Source organism: Acinetobacter sp. SwsAc4 (assembly GCF_013391535.1).
Lineage (GTDB): Bacteria > Pseudomonadota > Gammaproteobacteria > Pseudomonadales > Moraxellaceae > Acinetobacter.
On the sequence record NZ_JACAXC010000001.1, the window covers coordinates 60,301 to 79,787 of the forward strand.

Below are 19,487 nucleotides of genomic sequence, written 5' to 3' on the forward strand. Positions count from 1 at the left end.
GATCGATTTAAGGGGTTTTTATGCGTTTTTCTCAAGTTAAAGTCGGTGTTATTGCCGCATTACTTTCAGTTTCTTCATTTGCGGCACAAGAATTTTTAAATGTGTCTTATGACCCAACTCGTGAGCTATATACAGATTTTAATAAGCAATTCGGTGCATTCTGGAAACAGCGTACAGGACAGGATATTGAGTTTAAGCAATCTCACGGTGGTTCAGGCAAACAAGCACGTGCCGTTATTGATGGTCTAAATGCTGATGTCGTAACACTAGCACTTGCTGCGGATATTGATGAAATCGCTGAAAATGCAAAATTACTTCCAGCTGATTGGCAGAAGAAACTACCAAATAACTCCACGCCTTACACCTCAACGATTGTTTTCCTTGTACGTAAAGGCAACCCAAAACAAATTAAAGATTGGGGTGATCTGGTTAAACCAGGTGTAGAAATTATTACACCAAATCCAAAAACATCAGGTGGCGCACGTTGGAACTATTTAGGTGCTTGGGCATGGGCAAAACACCAAAAAGGTGGTAACGATGCTAAGGCACAAGAATTTGTTCGCCAAATTTACAAACAAACCAAAGTACTTGATTCAGGTGCACGTGGCGCAACCACTACATTTGCTGAACGCGGCATCGGTGATGTTTTACTGGCTTGGGAAAATGAAGCATTCCTAGCAGTACGTGAACAACCAGGTAAATTTGAGATCGTTACACCGTCACTTTCAATTTTGGCTGAGCCTCCAGTGGCGGTTGTAGAAAAAAATGCTGAGAAAAAAGGTAATTCACAAATCGCTCGTGGCTATTTGAACTACTTATATTCTCCAGCGGGTCAGGAAATTGCAGCACGTAACTTCTATCGTCCTCGCAACGTAGCTGTTTTAAAGAAATATAGCACCACTTTTAAGCCTCTGAAGCTTGTCACGATCGATAAAGAGTTTGGTGGTTGGACAAAAGTACAAAAAACTCATTTTGATAATGGCGGTATTTTCGATCAAATCGTCAAGATCAACAGCACCACAAAATAATTTACTAACTAGGTAAATAAGGAGAGCGGACATGATTCATACCGTAATTGTTCCTGGTGTTGGTGGTAGCGAAGCTCAACATTGGCAATCTTGGTTACAACAACAACTCGTATCTAGCTCTCGCGTTCAACAGAAACATTGGGACCGACCCGTTTTAAACGAATGGGTTGCTCAATTTGTTAAAACCGTTGCAACTATAGAAGCACCAATACAAATTGTTGCTCATAGCTTTGGCTGTTTAACCAGTGTTGCTGCTTTAGCTGAACATCCAGAGTTACAAACAAAAGTAAAAAAATTAATTTTGGTTGCACCTGCAAATCCTGCACGGTTTGGCGAAGCAGGCTTTGCTCGTCACAGCTTGACTGATTACAAACAGTATTTTCATCAGCTCAATATTGATGTACCAACCACCTTATTAATCAGTGAAAATGATCCTTGGTTAGGTTATTTCGATGCTTTACAACTGGCTCAAGCTTGGAAACTGACACCCATCAATTTGGGGCAAGTAGGTCACATCAATGTGGCATCTGGATTTGGCCCTTTTCCAGACATCCTTAATTACATGTTGCCTGAAAAAAAACTGCAACCTGTAACTCGAATGAGTCAGGCAAATTTTAATTTGAAATTTGCCTAGATTCCGCTCTCAGTATTTTTGGTTTTAGTGTTATTTATTTGCTGGTTTTAGCAAATATTTCTCTTTGAGGAAATATCATGTCGCAGCGTTCCCGAGTGCTGCCTGGGTTTGGTCTGTCTTTGGGCTTCACCCTCGCTTATGTATCTTTTATCGTACTTATTCCTTTATCAGCTGTATTTATCCGATCTTTAGGAATCGGATGGGATGGTTTATGGGAAATCTTAACTTCAGAACGAATCCTAAAGTCACTGCAACTTAGTTTCAGTGCGGCATTGATTGCTGCGCTAGTGAATGTGATTTTTGGATTATTATTGGCATGGTGCTTAGTTCGCTATAGTTTTCCAGGTAAAAGAATTGTCGATGCATTAGTCGATTTACCTTTTGCCCTACCAACAGCTGTTGCAGGGATTGCTCTCACTTCTTTATACGCACCAACAGGTTGGATTGGTCAACATTTAGAACCCTTAGGGATTCAAGTTGCATATACCCCAATTGGTATTACCCTTGCATTGATTTTTATTGGATTACCCTTTGTTGTTCGAACAGTACAACCAGTTCTCAGCGATATTGAAACTGAACTTGAAGAAGCAGCTTCTGCACTGGGTGCAAATCGCTGGCAAACCATTACTAAAATCATTTTACCCATCCTATTCCCTGCACTATTAACAGGCTTTGCTTTGGCATTTGCCCGCGGTGTTGGTGAATATGGCTCCGTCATCTTTATTGCAGGCAATCAACCGTATAAAACAGAGATTGCTCCCCTCATGATCATTTCTCGTTTAGAAGAATATGATTATGCAGGCGCAACAACGATCGCTGTAGTTATGCTCGTTCTCTCATTTGCCATCTTATTTTTAATTAATTTAGTTCAAGCATGGGCAAGCCGTCGTACAGGGAGAACTGCGCAATGAGTTTAAATACGAATAGCAATGCTTTAGCCATAAAGTTGCAATCTCGTGATTCAACCCGTGAACCAACATGGGTCCGTTATACATTAATTGGTATTGCACTGATTTTCTTCTTAAGTTGCTTAATACTACCGCTCATTTTGGTTTTTGTTGAAGCATTTAAACAAGGTCTTTCAGTTTACATCAATGCCTTAACTGATTCTGACACCCTGTCGGCAGTCAAACTAACCTTATTGACAGCAGCGATTGCTGTACCGATTAATGTAGTTTTTGGTGTCGCGGCTGCTTGGGCTGTGGCTAAATTCCAGTTCCGTGGCAAAGCCATCTTGACCACCATTATTGATATGCCATTTTCAGTCTCCCCTGTAATTGCAGGTTTAATGTTGGTTCTGATTTTTGGTTCACAAGGTTGGGTTGGCGGTTGGTTAATGGATCACGATATTAAAATCCTGTATGCCGTACCTGCCATTGTTTTAGCCACAATTTTTATTACTGTTCCTTTTGTTGCTCGTGAATTAATTCCACTCATGGAAGCACAAGGGACCGAAGAAGAAGAAGCTGCGATTGTACTCGGTGCTTCAGGTTGGCAAACCTTTTGGAAAGTGACCCTACCAAATATTAAATGGGGTTTGATTTACGGTGTGATTCTGTGTAATGCCCGTGCAATGGGAGAGTTTGGTGCGGTGTCTGTGGTTTCAGGACACATCCGCGGTGAAACCAATACCCTGCCGTTACACGTCGAGATTCTTTATAACGAATATACCTTTAGTGCTGCATTTGCTGTGTCTTCATTACTGGCATTTTTAGCGATTATCACATTGATCTTGAAAACTTGGTTAGAAATACGCCAAGACCAAGCAAATGAACATCAACCGAATCACTAAGGAATGAACACATGAGTATTCAAGTTAAAAATATTGAAAAACACTTCGGTGCATTCCATGCACTCAAAAATATCTCTTTAGACTTTCCTGAAGGTGAATTAGTCGCTTTGCTTGGTCCTTCAGGCTGTGGAAAAACAACATTATTACGCATCATCGCGGGTTTAGAATCTGCTGATCATGGTCAAGTTTTACTTGAAGGCGAAGATGCGACCAATATCCATGTTCGTGAACGTCAAGTCGGCTTTGTGTTCCAGCATTATGCCCTGTTCCGCCACATGACTGTGTTTGACAATATTGCCTTTGGCCTACGTGTTCGCCCACGCGCCACACGCCCATCAGAAGCCGAAATTAAAAAACGTGTCACGCGCTTATTAGATTTGGTTCAACTTGGATTCTTAGCTGATCGTTACCCTGCTCAACTTTCAGGTGGACAACGTCAACGTATTGCACTAGCACGCGCTCTTGCAGTAGAACCACGTGTTTTGTTACTCGATGAGCCTTTCGGTGCACTAGATGCCAAAGTTCGTAAAGAATTACGCCGTTGGTTACGAACCTTACATGATGAACTACATATCACATCTATTTTTGTTACACATGACCAAGAAGAGGCTTTGGAAGTCGCAGACCAAATTATTGTCATGAATAAAGGTGATGTTGAACAAATTGGTTCACCTCGTGAAGTTTATGAAAAACCAGCAACACCCTTTGTTTTTGATTTCTTAGGTCAAGCAAATCGTTTTGAAGGCGAACATACTAGCGGTATCATCCGCATTGGTGATGATCGAATCCAACTGCCAACCTCATTAGAAGCACCGCAAGGAAAAGTGATTGCATTTGCACGACCAAATGAATTACATATTCATACCCGTCCCCAAGCGAATACGATTGAGGCAACGTTTATACGTGAAGTCTGGATTGCGGGCAAAGTGATTGCGGAGTTACAAGATCGCAGTGGACGTACCATTGAGATTTTACTTAGTGTGGAAGAAGCAAATTTACATCAATTTAGACCGAATCAAACCGTCTGGATTAGTGCAGCTCAACTTCATTTATTTGCAGACCAAACGACTCAAGTTGCTTAGAATAATATCTTGAGGGCGATTAAATAAGTTTGATCGTTCCTCATCTTTTATGTGGAAAAATTATTATGAACTTTCAACAACTCAGAATTATTCGAGAAACTGTTCGCCAAAACTTTAATTTAACTGAAGCTTCTGCGGCACTTTATACCTCCCAATCTGGTGTCAGTAAGCACATTAAAGATTTAGAAGATGAGTTAGGTGTACAACTCTTTGTACGTAAAGGTAAACGCTTGCTCGGTTTAACTGAACCAGGTCAATCGTTATTAAGCATTGTGGAGCGTATGTTAGTTGATGCTGACAATATTAAACGTCTCGCAGATGATTTTAATAAAGTTGATGAGGGGACATTAACGATTGCAACAACGCATACCCAAGCACGGTATGTTCTTCCACCGATTGTGAATCAGTTTAAAAAATTATTCCCAAAAGTACATTTGGTTTTACAACAAGCGAGTCCTGTTGAAATCGCAGAAATGCTACTCCAAGGTGAAGCAGATATTGGTATCGCAACTGAATCTTTGACGACGGAAGAGAACTTAGCTAGCGTACCTTATTATGAATGGCATCATAGTATCATTACACCTAAAGACCACCCTTTGACTAAATTAGATAAAATTAGTTTAGATGTCTTGGCCGAATATCCATTAATTACATATCATGGCGGCTTTACTGGACGCTCTAAAATCGATAAGGCATTTGAAGATGCTCATATACATGCCGATATCGTGATGTCCGCCTTAGATGCCGACGTCATTAAAACCTATGTTGAACTCAATATGGGGGTGGGTATTGTCAATGATGTCGCTTATGACACAGACAAAGATTATCGCTTAGAACAATTAAAAACTGATGTTTTTGGAGTGAATACAACTTGGATTGCTGTGCGTAAAGGACATCTTTTACGTGGCTATGGTTATGAATTTATTTCTTTATGTTCTCCAAAAACAAACATCAAAGAACTTAAAAAAGTGGCTTATCCCGAAGAATAAATCAAACAAAATGAATGACTTTACTACTATTAGCCATTTATTTTCACCTAAAATATGAGCATAAAAAACGAGCTCAAAGCTCGTTTTTATGAAGAGTTGGGGGATTAGAACTTAAAGCTCACACCCACTTTAGCCACTGGCATCCACTCATAGCGACTCTTATTCGCAATTTTGTCTTGCTCATCAGCAACTGCCTGATTAATCGGCTTAGCTCCGTTAACACCTTTTAAGTTGTAAGCATCAAGTTTTACGTCAGGGTTACCTGTGTAGTAAGCACCAACTTCACCAAATAAACCAATATTTTTATACACTGGTGCATTCAAACCTAAACCGACATAAGGCGCGATGTTATTTTTATATGACATTTTGCCACGTACACCACCCTCTTGCCCAGGATTAACAACTTCATAATCATTGTTGTCAATTGTTAAAGTACGACCTGCTGATGTACGTTTCTGAAGATCATAATCATTATCAAGATACCCAACACCTGCTGCTACATAAAGAGAACGAGCGAACGCATTTTGACTCGCACCCCATGGATAAAGTTCAGCATTTAAATATGTGTTGTTATTCTCCATATCAAGATCATATTTGGTGCCATCAATTTTGACATCATCAGACCATGAAATATCGCCACCATTGTAACCAAGGCTTAAACCTACATATGGATTAACACGATAAGAAATTGCACCACCATAACCTGTAGTACCCACTTCAGCACGAACTGAAACTGGATCTAAGTATGAAGGAAACGTAGAACCTGATTCCTTCACAACTTGTTCATCTGCTGCTAAAGCAGAACCTGCAATCGCTGTTAATGCACCTGCAGCTAAAATAACGCGCAAAGCTTTCATTGAAGTCTCCTCAAAAAATACTTTTATCTAAGGTATAGTTGTTACTGTAGTAAAATCTTAAAAGAATGATTGATATCTTTTTATACAGAAACTGATTACTTTTTGTTATTTTTTGATACAAATTCAAAATAATTGTATATTTCAAAATAATGGATAAAAAACAATTAAATCCGAATTTAGTACAATTTTATTGATTAATTTTAAAACACTTTATTGTAACGACTTTTTTCAAAGATTCTTGTATCAAATTAGTGTAAAATCTCGGAAATTTATTTTTGGAAGAATGAAGATCATGTCTCAGCTTTCTACAATCATTGAACAAGCCTTTGAAGACCGTGCAAACTACAGTGCAGCAGATTGCCCTACTGAAATTCGTCAAGCTGTTGAAGAGGCGCTAACAGGTTTAGACAATGGTACACTTCGTGTCGCTGAAAAAATCGATGGTGAGTGGGTTGTTCACCAATGGCTAAAAAAAGCTGTTTTACTTTCATTCAAACTGAATGACAACCAGCCAATCGAAGCATGTGATCTACAGTTTTATGACAAGGTTGCAACAAAATATTCAGGTTGGACTGAAGAACAATTTAAAGCTGCTGGTGTCCGTGTTGTACCACCTGCTGTTGCTCGTCGTGGTAGCTTCCAAGCGAAAAATGTCGTATTGATGCCATCGTATGTCAACATCGGTGCATATGTTGATGAAGGCACTATGGTTGATACTTGGGCAACTGTGGGTTCATGTGCTCAAATCGGTAAAAACGTTCATTTATCTGGTGGTGTTGGTATCGGTGGTGTACTCGAACCATTACAAGCAAATCCAACGATTATTGAAGACAACTGCTTCATCGGTGCTCGTTCAGAAATCGTTGAAGGTGTGATTGTTGAAGAAGGTTCAGTGATTTCAATGGGCGTATTCATTGGTCAATCAACTAAAATCTTTGATCGTGAAACAGGTGAGATTCACTATGGTCGCGTACCAGCAGGTTCAGTCGTTGTTGCAGGTAGCCTTCCATCGAAATGTGGTACTTACAGCCTTTATGCTGCAATTATTGTGAAAAAAGTAGATGCGAAAACACGTGCAAAAACTAGCTTGAACGATTTATTACGTGCAGACTAATTTATAACGTTTCTCGGAGTTTCATCGCTCCTCGTCTCTACGATCAGCTATGGTCGTAGAGATTTTGTTTTTTATGTACTTGCTGCTTATGTAGCAACTGTTTGTGGTAACTATTTATGGCTTCCTTACGTTCTTCTGCAATTCCTGTATCTGATCCTGCGGCTGGTTTACGTATTACCGAGATCTTCTATTCTTTGCAAGGCGAAGCGAATACTTTTGGTTTACCGACCGTTTTTATTCGTTTAACGGGTTGTCCTTTACGTTGTAGTTATTGTGATACGACTTATTCATTTGAAGGTGGTGAACGTTTATCCCTTGAAGAGATTATCGAAACAGCAAGCCAACATAAAACACCTTATATCTGTGTGACAGGTGGCGAACCGCTTGCACAACCAAACTGTCTGATTTTATTACAACGTCTTTGTGATCTTGGATTTGAAGTTTCACTTGAAACCAGCGGTGCTTTAGATGTATCGAAAGTTGATCCTCGTGTTTCCAAAGTGTTGGATTTAAAAACACCAACGTCTAATGAAGATCATCGTAATTTACTTACCAATCTCGACTATTTAACACAGCATGATCAGATTAAATTTGTGATTTGTAATCGTGCCGACTATGAATGGTCTAAACAACAACTGGGAAGTTTCCAGTTGCAAGATAAAGTCAGTACAGTATGGTTCTCTCCTGCTTTCGCGGTAGAAAAAGGTACTGTTGCTCTGCCTGCTCTTGCACGTGATTTAGCTCAGTGGATTTTAGATGACCATCTCCCTGTTCGCTTTCAATTACAGTTACATAAGCTGTTGTGGAATGATGAATCTGGTCGCTAATCATCTTGTGACTGTCTCAAATGAGGCAAATCATCTACGAATAATTTTAGGTTGAATAATGGAAAATAATATGCGTTCTCGTGCCATCGTATTATTGTCTGGCGGTTTAGACTCGACAACATGTCTCGCTTGGGCACAAGCAAACTATGACTGTATCGCTTTAAGTTTTATGTATGGTCAGCGCTCTACAACTGAGCTTGATGCAGCCAAAGCACTCGCACAACGTGCAGGTGTAGAACATCGTGTGATTAATATTGATTTAGGCAATTTAGGCGGCTCTGCGCTTACAGATCATAACATTGATGTACCTGAACAATTACAAGAAGGGATTCCTGTAACTTATGTTCCAGCACGTAACACAATTTTTCTATCCTATGCTCTTGCAGCAGCTGAGGTATTTGACGCTCAAGCCATTGTGATTGGTGTCAATGCTGTTGATTACTCAGGATATCCTGACTGCCGTCCTGAATTTATTGACGCTTTTGCCAATCTTGCGCGTTTGGCAACAAAGGCGGGCGTGGAAGGAAAACCCCTTAAAATTGAAACACCTTTGTTACATTTATCCAAAGCGAATATTATACGCTTAGGTATCGAACATGGCGTAGACTATAGCCAAACAGTATCCTGCTATCAGGCAGATGCTCAAGGACGTGCGTGTGGCAAATGCGACAGTTGCCGTTTACGCCAACAAGGTTTTATCGAAGCAGGTATTGCGGACCCTACACGCTATACCGAATAGACGATATAGGGTTATAATTAGGTACAATATATGAAGTTTTTAAAATCAAATCTTATTCTTTCTACAATGATGTCAGCGACTGCTTTATTTGCAATGGCAATTCACGCAGCTGATAATCCATTACAAGCAGCATATAAAAGTACCAATGTAAAATCTGCATTGATTAACGTCTGTAAGGAACAAACCACTAAAGGTGGTAAGTTATCAGCTGCGGAAGTGAGTAAATTTTGTGGTTGCCAAATTGATGCTCAAGGGAAAGTAACTGAAGCTCAAAAATGGGAAATTCAAAGCGCAATCAATGCGAAGAAAAGCCCAAGTTCTTTAGCATTTGTACAGCAACAAAATAAAGAATTACAAGCTTGCCTAGGTGCACCACTGGTGTCTAAGCTTGAAAAGTTAACTGAAGAAGCAATGAAAGCTGCTCAGCAACAAGCTCCTAAAAAGTAAGCTTGTATTATTCAGATTAAAGCCTGCATAAATGCAGGCTTTTTTGTAGGCTCTGTTAAACTTTCCTTTATGTTAAAGAGGATGGAAAATTCCATACCATTGTGATTGACAGGACAAGGTTTTAACAAAGCAATTCCTATACGTCACGGTGAAATTGTTTATCATGAAGAATATGCTTTTTTACCACTTGAACTAGATCACGCTTAGCTTTATAGAAGGAATAAAAATGTCTGAGAATATTGAATTACCGAATCATACTTTTTCAACTACACAAGGTGAAGTCAATCTTGCTGAGTTAGGCAGCGAATGGCTTGTCATTTATTTCTACCCCAAAGATTCAACCCCAGGTTGTACGACTCAAGCTATTGGATTTTCGTGTTTAAAAGATCAATTTGAAGGATTAAATTGTCAAATTTTTGGAGTCTCTAGAGATTCTGTTAAAGCACATCAAAATTTCACGGAAAAACAAGCGCTCACAATTGATTTAATTAGTGATAAAGAAGAAGTGTTATGCAAACATTTTGATGTCATCAAAGAAAAAAATATGTATGGCAAACAAGTCATGGGCATTGAGCGTTCAACTTTTATTTTTCACAACAAACAGTTAGTGAAAAGCTATCGCAAAGTTAAAGCTGCTGGTCATGCTGAACAAGTATTGGAAGATTTAAAAGCATTGCAAGGCACTTCATTACGCATGAGGAGCATCGCTCCGCAAGATTCAAACTTTGACCAGTGTTGATCATTCGGCATTGTACGAGGCATAGCGAGTAGTGAATTTGGTTTGACGATTAAATTTTACTTACTCGCTATTTTTTATACAGCAAATCTCAACAGAACCTAGTTTATCCATCAAAAACACACGAATCTTTCCATATTCGTGTTTTCATCGATTTTCTGCTTAAAGAACTAAAATCTTAAAAACATTCATCCAAATTACTTTTATCACCCGCAAGATATTTATGCTGCAATTCCACATAGACTTTTGTATTTTTAAATTCAGTCAGAAATTCAATCGTGCCTTTAGGGAAAAATTCAGTTTGAATCTCTCCCCGATAATAGGCTTCTCGCATAGGCGTGGCTGAAATAGAATCTTTTAAACTATCCAACTCAACCATCTGCCATTCTGGAAATAAAGCTAAATAATACGAAGATTCATCTTTGAAGTGACCAATCAAACCTACTTTTGCATTTGGCTGAACCACTTGATTGACCAATGTTTTGACTTGTTTGACCCATTTTTCATCGTTATACACATCAACCACATGCACGAAATGAATCCGTTTCTGCTCATCTTCTGAAAAATTAGACAGAATCATTTGCTCACGTTCATGGGCTAAAAATGGGTTTTTGATATTCCGTTCTGATTGCGCTGAACCCAATGCCAAGATCACGTTCTGACTTTGTTGTAATGCAATTTCAATGGTTTGTAGATGCGCTAAATGAAAAGGCTGAAAGCGTCCAATAAAAACGAGATAGTCAAATGTGTACATAGGCGTAATTTCACTTTTTGTGAACTCATCAGTTGCGCCATTTAGGTAAATATGCGACATAATGAGGACACTTAAAAAATCAATCTGGATTAAAGCAAGGATAGTACGATGACACTTAGCTGTATTCAACAACCTCATCAACATTTGCAAGCAAATTTAGAAGATGGCGTACTCACCTTAGCCATTAACCGTTCAGAAGCAAAGAATGCACTTTACGGCGAACTTTATCTATGGATTGCAAAAGCATTAGATGAAGCTGATACAAATAAAGATGTACGTGTTGTTATTTTCCGTGGTGCAGAACAAGATTTTACTGCGGGTAATGACATGAAAGATTTCATGGCCTTTGTGCAAAAGCCGTATGAAGGCAAAGCAGGCGATCAACCACCATTTGTGTTATTAAAAGCTGCGGCTCGTTTTTCTAAACCACTGATTATTGGAGTGAAAGGCGTAGCAATCGGGATCGGTGTAACGATCTTATTACATGCTGATATCGTATTTGCAGACAATACTGCCCTATTCCAAATTCCATTCGTCAGCCTAGGCCTTTCTCCTGAAGGTGCTGCGAGCCGTTTATTGGTCAAACAAGCAGGCTATCAGAAAGCGGCTGAATTATTATTCACAGCGAAGAAATTTGATGCTGCAACAGCAGTAAAAGCAAATCTCGTGAATGATGTCGTTGAGGATGTTTATGCAACCGCACAACAAACAGCTCAACATTTAGCAGCATTACCTTTAGCGTCTCTAAAACAAAGTAAAGCGCTAATGAAAAAAGACCTAGCTGAAATTATTGCTTGCGTCGATGAAGAAGCTGAAATCTTTATGCAGCGTGTCCGTTCACCTGAAATGATGGAAGCTGTACAAGCATTTATGCAAAAACGTAAGCCTGACTTCTCACAGTTCAATTAATACATTACACTGTTTTTATATAAACCACTTAGTCAAAACTCGGTGGTTTTTTTATTTAACGTCCCAATATGAACAACAATCTTATAGGAACATTTATTCTCATGTCTGAACAAAATCAAACCGACAAAAAACGCTACTACGAACCTGCCACTCAAGATATTGATGTTGCCAATTTCCGTAAAGTCATTGAAAGCCGTCGTTCAGTACGTAAGTTCACGGATAAACCGATTCCAAGTGAGATTTTAGATGAATGTTTAGATTTGGCACTGCTTGCACCCAACTCATCAAACTTACAGCCGTGGACATTCTATGTGGTGCAAAATCCAAGTAAGAAAAAGCAACTGGTTAAAGCATGCTTAGGACAGCTTGCTGCTAAAACTGCATCAGAATTGATCGTATGCGTGGCGCGTACAGATCGTGTTGATGAAATGGCAAAACGAAATATTAGCGAATTTCCATTTCCTGAAGCCCCTGCAATGGTACAAAAATATTACCGTTTTATCCCCTACAACTACAAAACAGGTTATTTCAATGCATTAGGTAACTTCAAAAAAGTTGCATTTAAAGTAGCCCGTACACTTGATAAACAACTTCCTGTGACTGCATTTAACCCTGCCGATGCTAAATTATGGGCAACTAAAACCACTGCTTTAGCATGTGAAAATTTGGTATTGGCTTTACGTGCCTATGGTTTTGACAGTTGTATGATGGAAGGCTTTGATGAGCCTTTAGTTCGTAAAATTTTAAAATTAAATGATCAACAGTATCCTGTCATGGTGATTGGTGCAGGTGAACGGGCTACAGATGGTGTGTTCTTCCCGCAGTATCGTTTTGATCGTGATTTATTTATTCAAAAAGTATAATTATTCAATATCTAATATTTGAATAAACTCAAAGGCAGGCTCTTCGTAAGGATGGCTTGCCTTTAATACCTTTGCCACAACACTGGCTTTATCTTCAGGCACAATAGTTTCTACACGCCACTCTTCAAGTTGTTCCAGTTCATCCAACTGCCCTAAAAATGGATTTGCACCTTTAATAGGTTTAAATTGCCCTATTCCTTTCACTTGCCAAGCACAATGTTCATAATTACCAATACCACCTGCTCCTGCTTCAAAAATAGCAAGTTTGGTTAATTCAAGGTGTGATTCAGGCACGTAATAAATCAGTTTTAGCATATTCTTTTTGATTTGATTGTTCTTGTTCATTCATCGTTATTTTATATTGAATCCAAGAATAAAATAAGCCACCTGACGGTGGCTTATTTTTTATTTCATATTAACCAATGAATTTACGTGCGTTGCGGAACATACGCAACCAAGCACCATCTTCAGCCCAATCTTCAGGCTTCCAAGAATGTTGTAAAGCACGGAAGTTACGCTCTGGGTGTGGCATCATTACTGTTGCACGACCATCTTTAGAAGTTTGTCCTGTAATCGCTTCAGGTGAACCATTCGGGTTCAATGGATAGTGCTGAGTTGGATTACCCAAACTATCTACATAACGCAAGATCACTTGGTTCTCTGCATTTAAAGCAGCAAGTTGTTGTTCTGTCGCAACTAAACGACCTTCACCATGCGCAACTGCGATTGGTAAAATCGAACCTTGCATATCTTCAAGCAACACAGAAACAGATTTCTCTACGCGAACATTCACTGCACGCGCTTCAAATACTTCTGACATGTTACGGTGGAAACGTCCCCAATGCTCTGCACCAGGAATCAGCGGAGCAAGTTGTGACATCATTTGACAGCCGTTACATACGCCTAAGCTGAATGTATTTTCACGGTGGAAGAATTGTTCGAACTGATCACGTAGTTTCGCATTGAACAATACTGATTTCGCCCAGCCACCACCAGCACCCATCACGTCACCGTATGAGAAGCCGCCACATGCCACTAAACCTTCAAAGTCGCTTAAGCTCACACGACCTGCAAGTAAATCACTCATGTGTACGTCGATAGTATTGAAGCCAACTTTGTCAAAAGCAGCAGCCATTTCTACATGACCATTTACACCTTGCTCACGCAAAATTGCCATATTTGGACGACGTGTATTGATAAACGGCGCTTCAACTGGCTCATTTAAGTCATATGTTGGTTGTGCAATTAAACCTTTGTGGTTCTTATCTGCAATTAAGGCAAATTCTTGATCAGCTGTTTCAACGTTGTCACGTAAACGTTGGATCTGATGTGACACTTCAGCCCAAGCTTGTTGTAATTCAGCACGCTCAAGCGTTAAACCATTTACAACCAATTGATCAGTTGTATTCACACGACCAACAACAGCAATTGTATCTTTCAAGCTAGATGCTGCAACTTCAACTTCTAACTGCGCCCAATCAGCAGCCGTAATTTGAAGTACTGCACCAATTTCTTCAGCAAATAAGCTATCAGTTGATTGATTTTCTAGAGCAACACCTAAACGCGATGCGAACATCATTTCAGCAACAGTTGCCAATAGACCACCATCACCGATGTCATGGTAAGCTTTGATCACACCACGATTGTTCCAGTCTTGAATCAAGGCAAAGAATGCTTTGAAGTCATCAAAACTATCAACATCAGGGGTAACAGAGCCGATTGCTTTATAGACTTGCGCAAGGATCGAACCACCTAAACGGAATTGACCTTTAGATAAATCAATACGTACAAGTACTGAGTCTGCTAAGTTCTTCAGTTCAGGTGTTAATGTTTTACGTACATCTAAAACAGGTGCAAACGCAGTGATTACGCCTGTCATTGGAGAAGTTACGGCTTTATCTTCACCATCATTCCAAGTGGTACGCATTGAAAGTGAGTCTTTACCGACAGGAATAGCGATACCCAATGCAGGACACATTTCCATACCAATCGCTTTCACACCTTCAAACAAAGCTTGGTCTTCACCTTTTTGACCAGCAGCAGCCATCCAGTTTGCAGAAAGTTTGATATCGCTGATTTGTTCGATGTTGGCACACGCAATATTGGTAATTGCTTCCGCAACCGCTAAACGCGCTGATGCGGCTGGATTTAACAAAGCAACTGGTGGACGCTCACCCATTGCCATTGCTTCACCCGTGAAGCCTTGCAAGCTTGTTGTCGTTACCGCTGCATCTGCGACAGGCACCTGCCAACGGCCAACCATTTGATCACGTGCAACCATACCTGTAATCGAGCGGTCACCAATGGTGATCAGGAATGATTTAGACGCAACTGTTGGATTCTTCAATACGCGGAAAATCGCATCTTTCAAATCAACTTTTGATGCATCAAAGTCGTTACCTTTACGTTCAATCGTTTCATACGAACGTTGCATACGTGGCGTACCACCCAACATGACTTGCATTGGGATATCGACTGCATTGTTTTCAAATAATGGATCTTCAACAGTCAAATGACGTGCTTCAGTCGCTTCACCAAGTACTGCAAACGGACAACGCTCACGTGCACAAATTTCTTCAAACTGTTCTAAAGATTCTGGACGAATCGCTAACACATAACGTTCTTGCGCTTCATTTGACCAGATTTCCATCGGGCTCATGCCTGGCTCTAAAGATGGAATCTTACGCAGGTTCAATACAGCACCTAACTCGTGATCATTCACTAGTTCAGGCATCGCATTTGATAGACCACCCGCACCCACGTCGTGTACAGACACGATTGGGTTAAAGTCTTCTAAGCGCCAGCATGTATCAATGACTTCTTGGCAACGGCGTTCCATTTCTGGGTTTTCACGTTGTACTGAAGCAAAGTCTAAGCTCTCACCCATAGTACCGCTGTCTACAGATGATGCAGCACCACCACCAAGACCGATTAACATGGCAGGACCACCCAATACAATGAGTAAGTCACCTGGTTGAATCGCATCTTTTTCAACGTGGTCAGGACGAATGTTACCGTAACCACCAGCGATCATAATTGGTTTATGGAAGCCTTTAACTTCACCATTCACATTCTGTTCGAAGGTACGAAAATAACCATTCAATGCAGGACGACCAAACTCGTTGTTAAACGCCGCACCACCCAATGGACCTTCAATCATGATTTGTAATGGCGATGCCATACGTGAAGGTTTACCGTAGTTTTCTTCCCAAGGCTGTTCGAAACCAGGGATATTCAAGTTAGAAACCGTAAAGCCTGTTAAACCTGCTTTTGGTTTACCACCACGACCTGTTGCACCTTCATCACGGATTTCGCCACCTGAGCCAGTTGCAGCACCAGCAAATGGAGAAATTGCTGTTGGGTGGTTATGCGTTTCAACCTTCATTAGAATATGAGCGGCTTGGCTCTTATATTTATAAACAAAGTGACCATTTTCATCCGCTTTTGGATAAAAACGCATCGTGTCATAACCCACGATCACAGAGGCATTGTCTTTATACGCCGACAATACATCTGTTGGAGATTCTTTATAAGTATTCTTAATCATTTGGAACAATGATAATGGTTGTTTTTCACCATCAATTGTCCATTCAGAACCAAAGATTTTATGACGACAGTGTTCAGAGTTAGCCTGAGCAAACATCATTAACTCGATGTCATTTGGATTACGACCCAGCTTAGTAAATGCTTCGGTTAAGTAATCAATTTCTTGCTCAGATAAAGCAAAGCCAAACTCATTATTCGCTTTAACTAATGCTTCTTTACCTTGACCCAAGATATCAATTGAGTTGAGTGGCTTCGGCGCAGTTTCTGAGAATAAAGCTTTTGCATCTTCAATTTGAGCAAAAACTGTTTCCGTCATACGGTCATGAAGCACTTGTTTAACTTCATTCGTAATTTCAGTGACACCTTTTAACGTGAATAAAAGACCACGTTCTAGACGGTGTACTGGTGTATTACAGTTTTGGAAAATATCCGTTGCTTTAGATGACCATGGCGAGATTGTCCCCACACGTGGTGTGACTAAAATCTGGATTTCATCACTTGCAGCTTGGCGAAGTTCGAAAGATTGACCATCGTTTAAAAGTTGTAATGCCGATTGATGTTGCTGCTCGTTGAGCGCTTGATCAAACAAATAAACCCACTGGCTGTCAAAAGATTGAACATAACTCATTGACGCTAAACGTTTTAAGAGTTGAGCTTTCTTAAAAGAAGAATGTGCTGATGCACCGGCCACGATAAACATGTTGACTTTGGCTCCACGGGTGGGTCTAACGAACCTACCGCAATGTGACTTATGAGAGAGCGCATATTCTACTGTGAAAGCCTTCTTTCAGCTAGCCATCCATCTTAAAAATCAGAGTTTTCTATCCCAAATCACTTAATTTCTTATCGCTTTATGGGTTTAGTATATTCGTAACAATTCGTTTAGCCTGCTGTATAAATCATATTTCTTGTTTACAATTCTTCTTTTGTAGAAATACCAAACTGAAAAAAGAATTGATCATTGCCTGTAAATGACTCTTTTACGCCACCATCAACACCTTATACAAGCAACATATGCGAACCAACAAATGCCTTAAATTATGATTGAATACAAAACTATAAACGACAACATACTTATCTAAGACAACTTGTGTCGCCCTGCACTAGTGCTTTAATCTTTTTTTTGGCATGATGAAAATGAACTCATAGTGAATAATGATGAATGGAACAAATGCGTTGGTTGGAATTGCTGTCTGCAATTCGTTTAGGCAGTAAAAAAAGCAGTACCGAATTGGCTCGAAGCCCCTTCCACAAAGATTATGACAGAATTATATTTTCTCAAAGCTTTCGCCAACTGAATAGAAAAACACAGGTTCATCCACTCACTCAACATGATGGAATTCATACACGATTAACTCATTCGCTTGAAGTCTCTTGTATTGGTCGTTCACTTGGCATGTTAGCCGCAGAAAAAATCAAAGATGAATTACCGATGTGGATTTCACCAGCAGATGTTGGTGCAATTATTCAGGCAGCTTGCCTTGCACATGACATTGGTAATCCCCCCTTTGGACATGCAGGTGAATATGCGATTCGGGAATGGTTTGATGATGCATCGCATCGTGACTTTCTCAGCCAATTAACACCCGAAGAAGCAGCAGATGTACGTCAGTTTGAAGGCAATGCACAAGGACTTCGTCTACTTAGTCGTATTGATTATCATCCTGATGATGGTGGCATGCGTTTGACCTGTGCCACACTCGGAGCTTATTTAAAATATCCATGGTTATCTAAAACCATTGAAGAACAAGGCGATATGCCATCGCATCAAAGAGCAAAATTTGGTTGCTATCAATCTGAAAAAGAAATCTTAAAACAATTGGCTGAACAGCTCGGCTTAATTCAACTCGGTGAATATCATTATTGTCGTCATCCGCTCACTTATTTATTAGAAGCTGCGGATGATATGTGTTATGCCCTCATTGATTTAGAGGATGGCATTATTCTCAATATGCTGAGTTACGATGAGGTTGAACCCATTTTTCTGAATTTGATTGCCGACTTTGGTCGTCCTGAAGAGTTGCACTTACCCCATACCACATGGCAGCAAAAAATCGCAGCTTTGCGTGGGCGTGTGATGAAACGTCTTGTCGATGAAGTCACTACTGCTTTTGCTAAACATCATTATGAAATTTTAACGGGTCAGCTTAAAGGCGGTCTTTTACAATATTGCTCACCCGATATTGAAATAGGCATTCAAACAGCGAAAAATCTTGCTAGAGATCGAATTTTTGAACATCCTCAAAAATCTGGTTTAGAAATTATTGCACATCAAAGCCTACAAACGATTTTGGATGCATTTATTCCATTAACCATGCCACATAAGACCTTAAGCTTTAAAGAGCAACGTTTGATGTCGATTTTGCAACATTCAGGCGTAAATCTGCAAAACAACCACTATAATAATATTATGCAAGTTCTCGATATTATTAGTAAGTTCTCGGATCATCAGGCTTATAGCTTGGCGCAAGAGTTGCAAGGCAATAAAGTTGGGTTCTTTTAAAACAGAGAACTTTATCTTTTAATTTGAATTTTCAAAACAACAGTGAAACAAGTTTTATGATCGGATGTTTAATTGGCGAAGTGTTTGCCTTAGAAGCCCCAACCGTATTGCTGAATGTAAATGGTGTAGGCTATGAAATTGACACACCACTTTCGACATTTTGCCAATTACAAAAAGGACAGAAAGTCACTTTATGGACACATTTGGTGGTTCGAGAAGATGCACAGCAACTGTATGGTTTTAGTGATGCACAAGAGAAAATTATTTTTCGTACTTTACTCAAGGTCAATGGTGTCGGTCCTAAAATGGCGCTCGGTATTCTTTCGACTTTGAGCGTGGACATGCTCATCCATACAGTCGAACATGCTGATGTAAAAACACTGGTCAAAGTCCCAGGAGTTGGTACGAAAACAGCTGAACGTTTAATGATTGAACTACGTGATCGTTTTAAAGCATTTTCAAGCACGACCGTTTCAAATAATACAGCATCCGCTCAAATACAGTTCACTGGAAATTCTGCTGTTGCCGAAGCTGAAGCCGCTTTACAATCACTGGGCTACAAACCACTTGAAGCACAAAAATTGATTCAAGCCGTTAAAGCAGATTTTACCGAAGCCAGTGATATTATCCGAGCTGCACTTAAGTCATTGAATAAATAAAGATAGAC

Annotated in this window: 19 protein-coding genes and 1 pseudogene; 16 read left to right on the forward strand and 4 right to left on the reverse strand. The window is 39.9% G+C overall.

Translation table 11 applies throughout. From position 1 onward, the window contains the following. Positions 1–20: 20 nt before the first annotated feature. The 6 genes from HYG88_RS00290 (at position 21) to HYG88_RS00315 (ending at position 5,525) form a co-directional block, all read left to right on the forward strand. A complete protein-coding gene (locus HYG88_RS00290) occupies positions 21–1,028 on the forward strand; it encodes a sulfate ABC transporter substrate-binding protein (protein WP_005161151.1) in 1,008 nt (335 codons plus the stop codon). 31 nt (positions 1,029–1,059) lie between these two features. Next, complete coding sequence (locus HYG88_RS00295) at positions 1,060–1,662, forward strand: alpha/beta hydrolase (protein WP_005161155.1); 603 nt, start codon at positions 1,060–1,062, stop codon at positions 1,660–1,662. Between the two features lie 77 nt (positions 1,663–1,739). Next, positions 1,740–2,573 carry a sulfate ABC transporter permease subunit CysT gene (cysT, locus tag HYG88_RS00300; protein ID WP_005161162.1) on the forward strand — a complete coding sequence of 278 codons (834 nt, stop codon included), beginning with the start codon at positions 1,740–1,742 and terminating at the stop codon, positions 2,571–2,573. After that, on the forward strand, positions 2,570–3,454 hold the full coding sequence (gene cysW / locus HYG88_RS00305) for a sulfate ABC transporter permease subunit CysW (RefSeq protein WP_005161167.1): 885 nt from the start codon (positions 2,570–2,572) through the stop codon (positions 3,452–3,454). The genes cysT and cysW overlap by 4 nt, the downstream gene beginning before the upstream one ends. A gap of 11 nt (positions 3,455–3,465) precedes the next feature. Beyond that, entirely contained in the window at positions 3,466–4,536 is a 1,071-nt protein-coding gene (locus tag HYG88_RS00310) for a sulfate/molybdate ABC transporter ATP-binding protein (protein WP_005161170.1), read from the forward strand. Positions 4,537–4,601: 65 nt separating this feature from the next. After that, positions 4,602–5,525, forward strand: coding sequence for a CysB family HTH-type transcriptional regulator (locus HYG88_RS00315; protein WP_004959761.1), 924 nt, complete (start codon positions 4,602–4,604; stop codon positions 5,523–5,525). A gap of 104 nt (positions 5,526–5,629) precedes the next feature. Here HYG88_RS00315 and carO read toward each other — a convergent pair whose 3' ends face one another. Then, positions 5,630–6,382 carry an ornithine uptake porin CarO gene (gene carO / locus HYG88_RS00320; protein WP_005161185.1) on the reverse strand — a complete coding sequence of 251 codons (753 nt, stop codon included), beginning with the start codon at positions 6,380–6,382 and terminating at the stop codon, positions 5,630–5,632. Between the two features lie 292 nt (positions 6,383–6,674). Here carO and dapD point away from each other — a divergent pair, with 292 nt between their 5' ends. The 6 genes and pseudogenes from dapD (at position 6,675) to HYG88_RS00345 (ending at position 10,248) form a co-directional block, all read left to right on the forward strand. Continuing rightward, the gene (gene dapD / locus HYG88_RS00325; protein ID WP_004661218.1) at positions 6,675–7,496 is read left to right on the forward strand and encodes a 2,3,4,5-tetrahydropyridine-2,6-dicarboxylate N-succinyltransferase; all 822 of its coding nucleotides are present in this window, start codon (positions 6,675–6,677) and stop codon (positions 7,494–7,496) included. 116 nt (positions 7,497–7,612) lie between these two features. After that, positions 7,613–8,323, forward strand: a complete 711-nt coding sequence (gene queE, locus HYG88_RS00330; protein WP_005161188.1) for a 7-carboxy-7-deazaguanine synthase QueE — start codon at positions 7,613–7,615, stop codon at positions 8,321–8,323. 70 nt (positions 8,324–8,393) lie between these two features. Next, positions 8,394–9,062 carry a 7-cyano-7-deazaguanine synthase QueC gene (gene queC, locus HYG88_RS00335; RefSeq protein ID WP_201775130.1) on the forward strand — a complete coding sequence of 223 codons (669 nt, stop codon included), beginning with the start codon at positions 8,394–8,396 and terminating at the stop codon, positions 9,060–9,062. Positions 9,063–9,092: 30 nt separating this feature from the next. Further along, complete coding sequence (locus tag HYG88_RS00340; protein WP_005161190.1) at positions 9,093–9,509, forward strand: hypothetical protein; 417 nt, start codon at positions 9,093–9,095, stop codon at positions 9,507–9,509. A 77-nt stretch (positions 9,510–9,586) separates the two neighbouring features. Beyond that, a pseudogene (locus tag HYG88_RS15200) lies at positions 9,587–9,716 on the forward strand (ATPase); the annotation flags it as partial. 19 nt (positions 9,717–9,735) lie between these two features. Further along, positions 9,736–10,248 carry a peroxiredoxin gene (locus tag HYG88_RS00345; RefSeq protein ID WP_005161193.1) on the forward strand — a complete coding sequence of 171 codons (513 nt, stop codon included), beginning with the start codon at positions 9,736–9,738 and terminating at the stop codon, positions 10,246–10,248. A gap of 175 nt (positions 10,249–10,423) precedes the next feature. On the opposite strand, the gene HYG88_RS00350 is transcribed toward HYG88_RS00345, so the two are convergent. Then, positions 10,424–10,999, reverse strand: a complete 576-nt coding sequence (locus HYG88_RS00350) for a nicotinate-nicotinamide nucleotide adenylyltransferase (protein ID WP_081399881.1) — start codon at positions 10,997–10,999, stop codon at positions 10,424–10,426. Positions 11,000–11,107: 108 nt separating this feature from the next. Here HYG88_RS00350 and HYG88_RS00355 point away from each other — a divergent pair, with 108 nt between their 5' ends. After that, positions 11,108–11,908, forward strand: coding sequence for an enoyl-CoA hydratase-related protein (locus HYG88_RS00355; protein ID WP_005161200.1), 801 nt, complete (start codon positions 11,108–11,110; stop codon positions 11,906–11,908). Positions 11,909–12,009: 101 nt separating this feature from the next. Further along, entirely contained in the window at positions 12,010–12,771 is a 762-nt protein-coding gene (locus tag HYG88_RS00360; RefSeq protein ID WP_005161201.1) for a nitroreductase family protein, read from the forward strand. Here HYG88_RS00360 and HYG88_RS00365 read toward each other — a convergent pair whose 3' ends face one another. Then, positions 12,772–13,086 (reverse strand): hypothetical protein, encoded by a 315-nt coding sequence (locus HYG88_RS00365; RefSeq protein ID WP_005161204.1) that lies wholly within the window; start codon positions 13,084–13,086, stop codon positions 12,772–12,774. A gap of 100 nt (positions 13,087–13,186) precedes the next feature. Beyond that, positions 13,187–17,017, reverse strand: a complete 3,831-nt coding sequence (gene purL / locus HYG88_RS00370) for a phosphoribosylformylglycinamidine synthase (RefSeq protein ID WP_178882386.1) — start codon at positions 17,015–17,017, stop codon at positions 13,187–13,189. Between the two features lie 462 nt (positions 17,018–17,479). Here purL and HYG88_RS00375 point away from each other — a divergent pair, with 462 nt between their 5' ends. Both HYG88_RS00375 and ruvA read left to right on the forward strand, forming a co-directional pair. Next, positions 17,480–18,820: a deoxyguanosinetriphosphate triphosphohydrolase gene (locus HYG88_RS00375; RefSeq protein ID WP_005161211.1), complete on the forward strand. Its 1,341-nt coding sequence runs from the start codon at positions 17,480–17,482 to the stop codon at positions 18,818–18,820. A 56-nt stretch (positions 18,821–18,876) separates the two neighbouring features. Continuing rightward, positions 18,877–19,479, forward strand: coding sequence for a Holliday junction branch migration protein RuvA (gene ruvA / locus HYG88_RS00380; protein WP_005161214.1), 603 nt, complete (start codon positions 18,877–18,879; stop codon positions 19,477–19,479). The last annotated feature ends 8 nt before the right edge of the window (positions 19,480–19,487 follow it).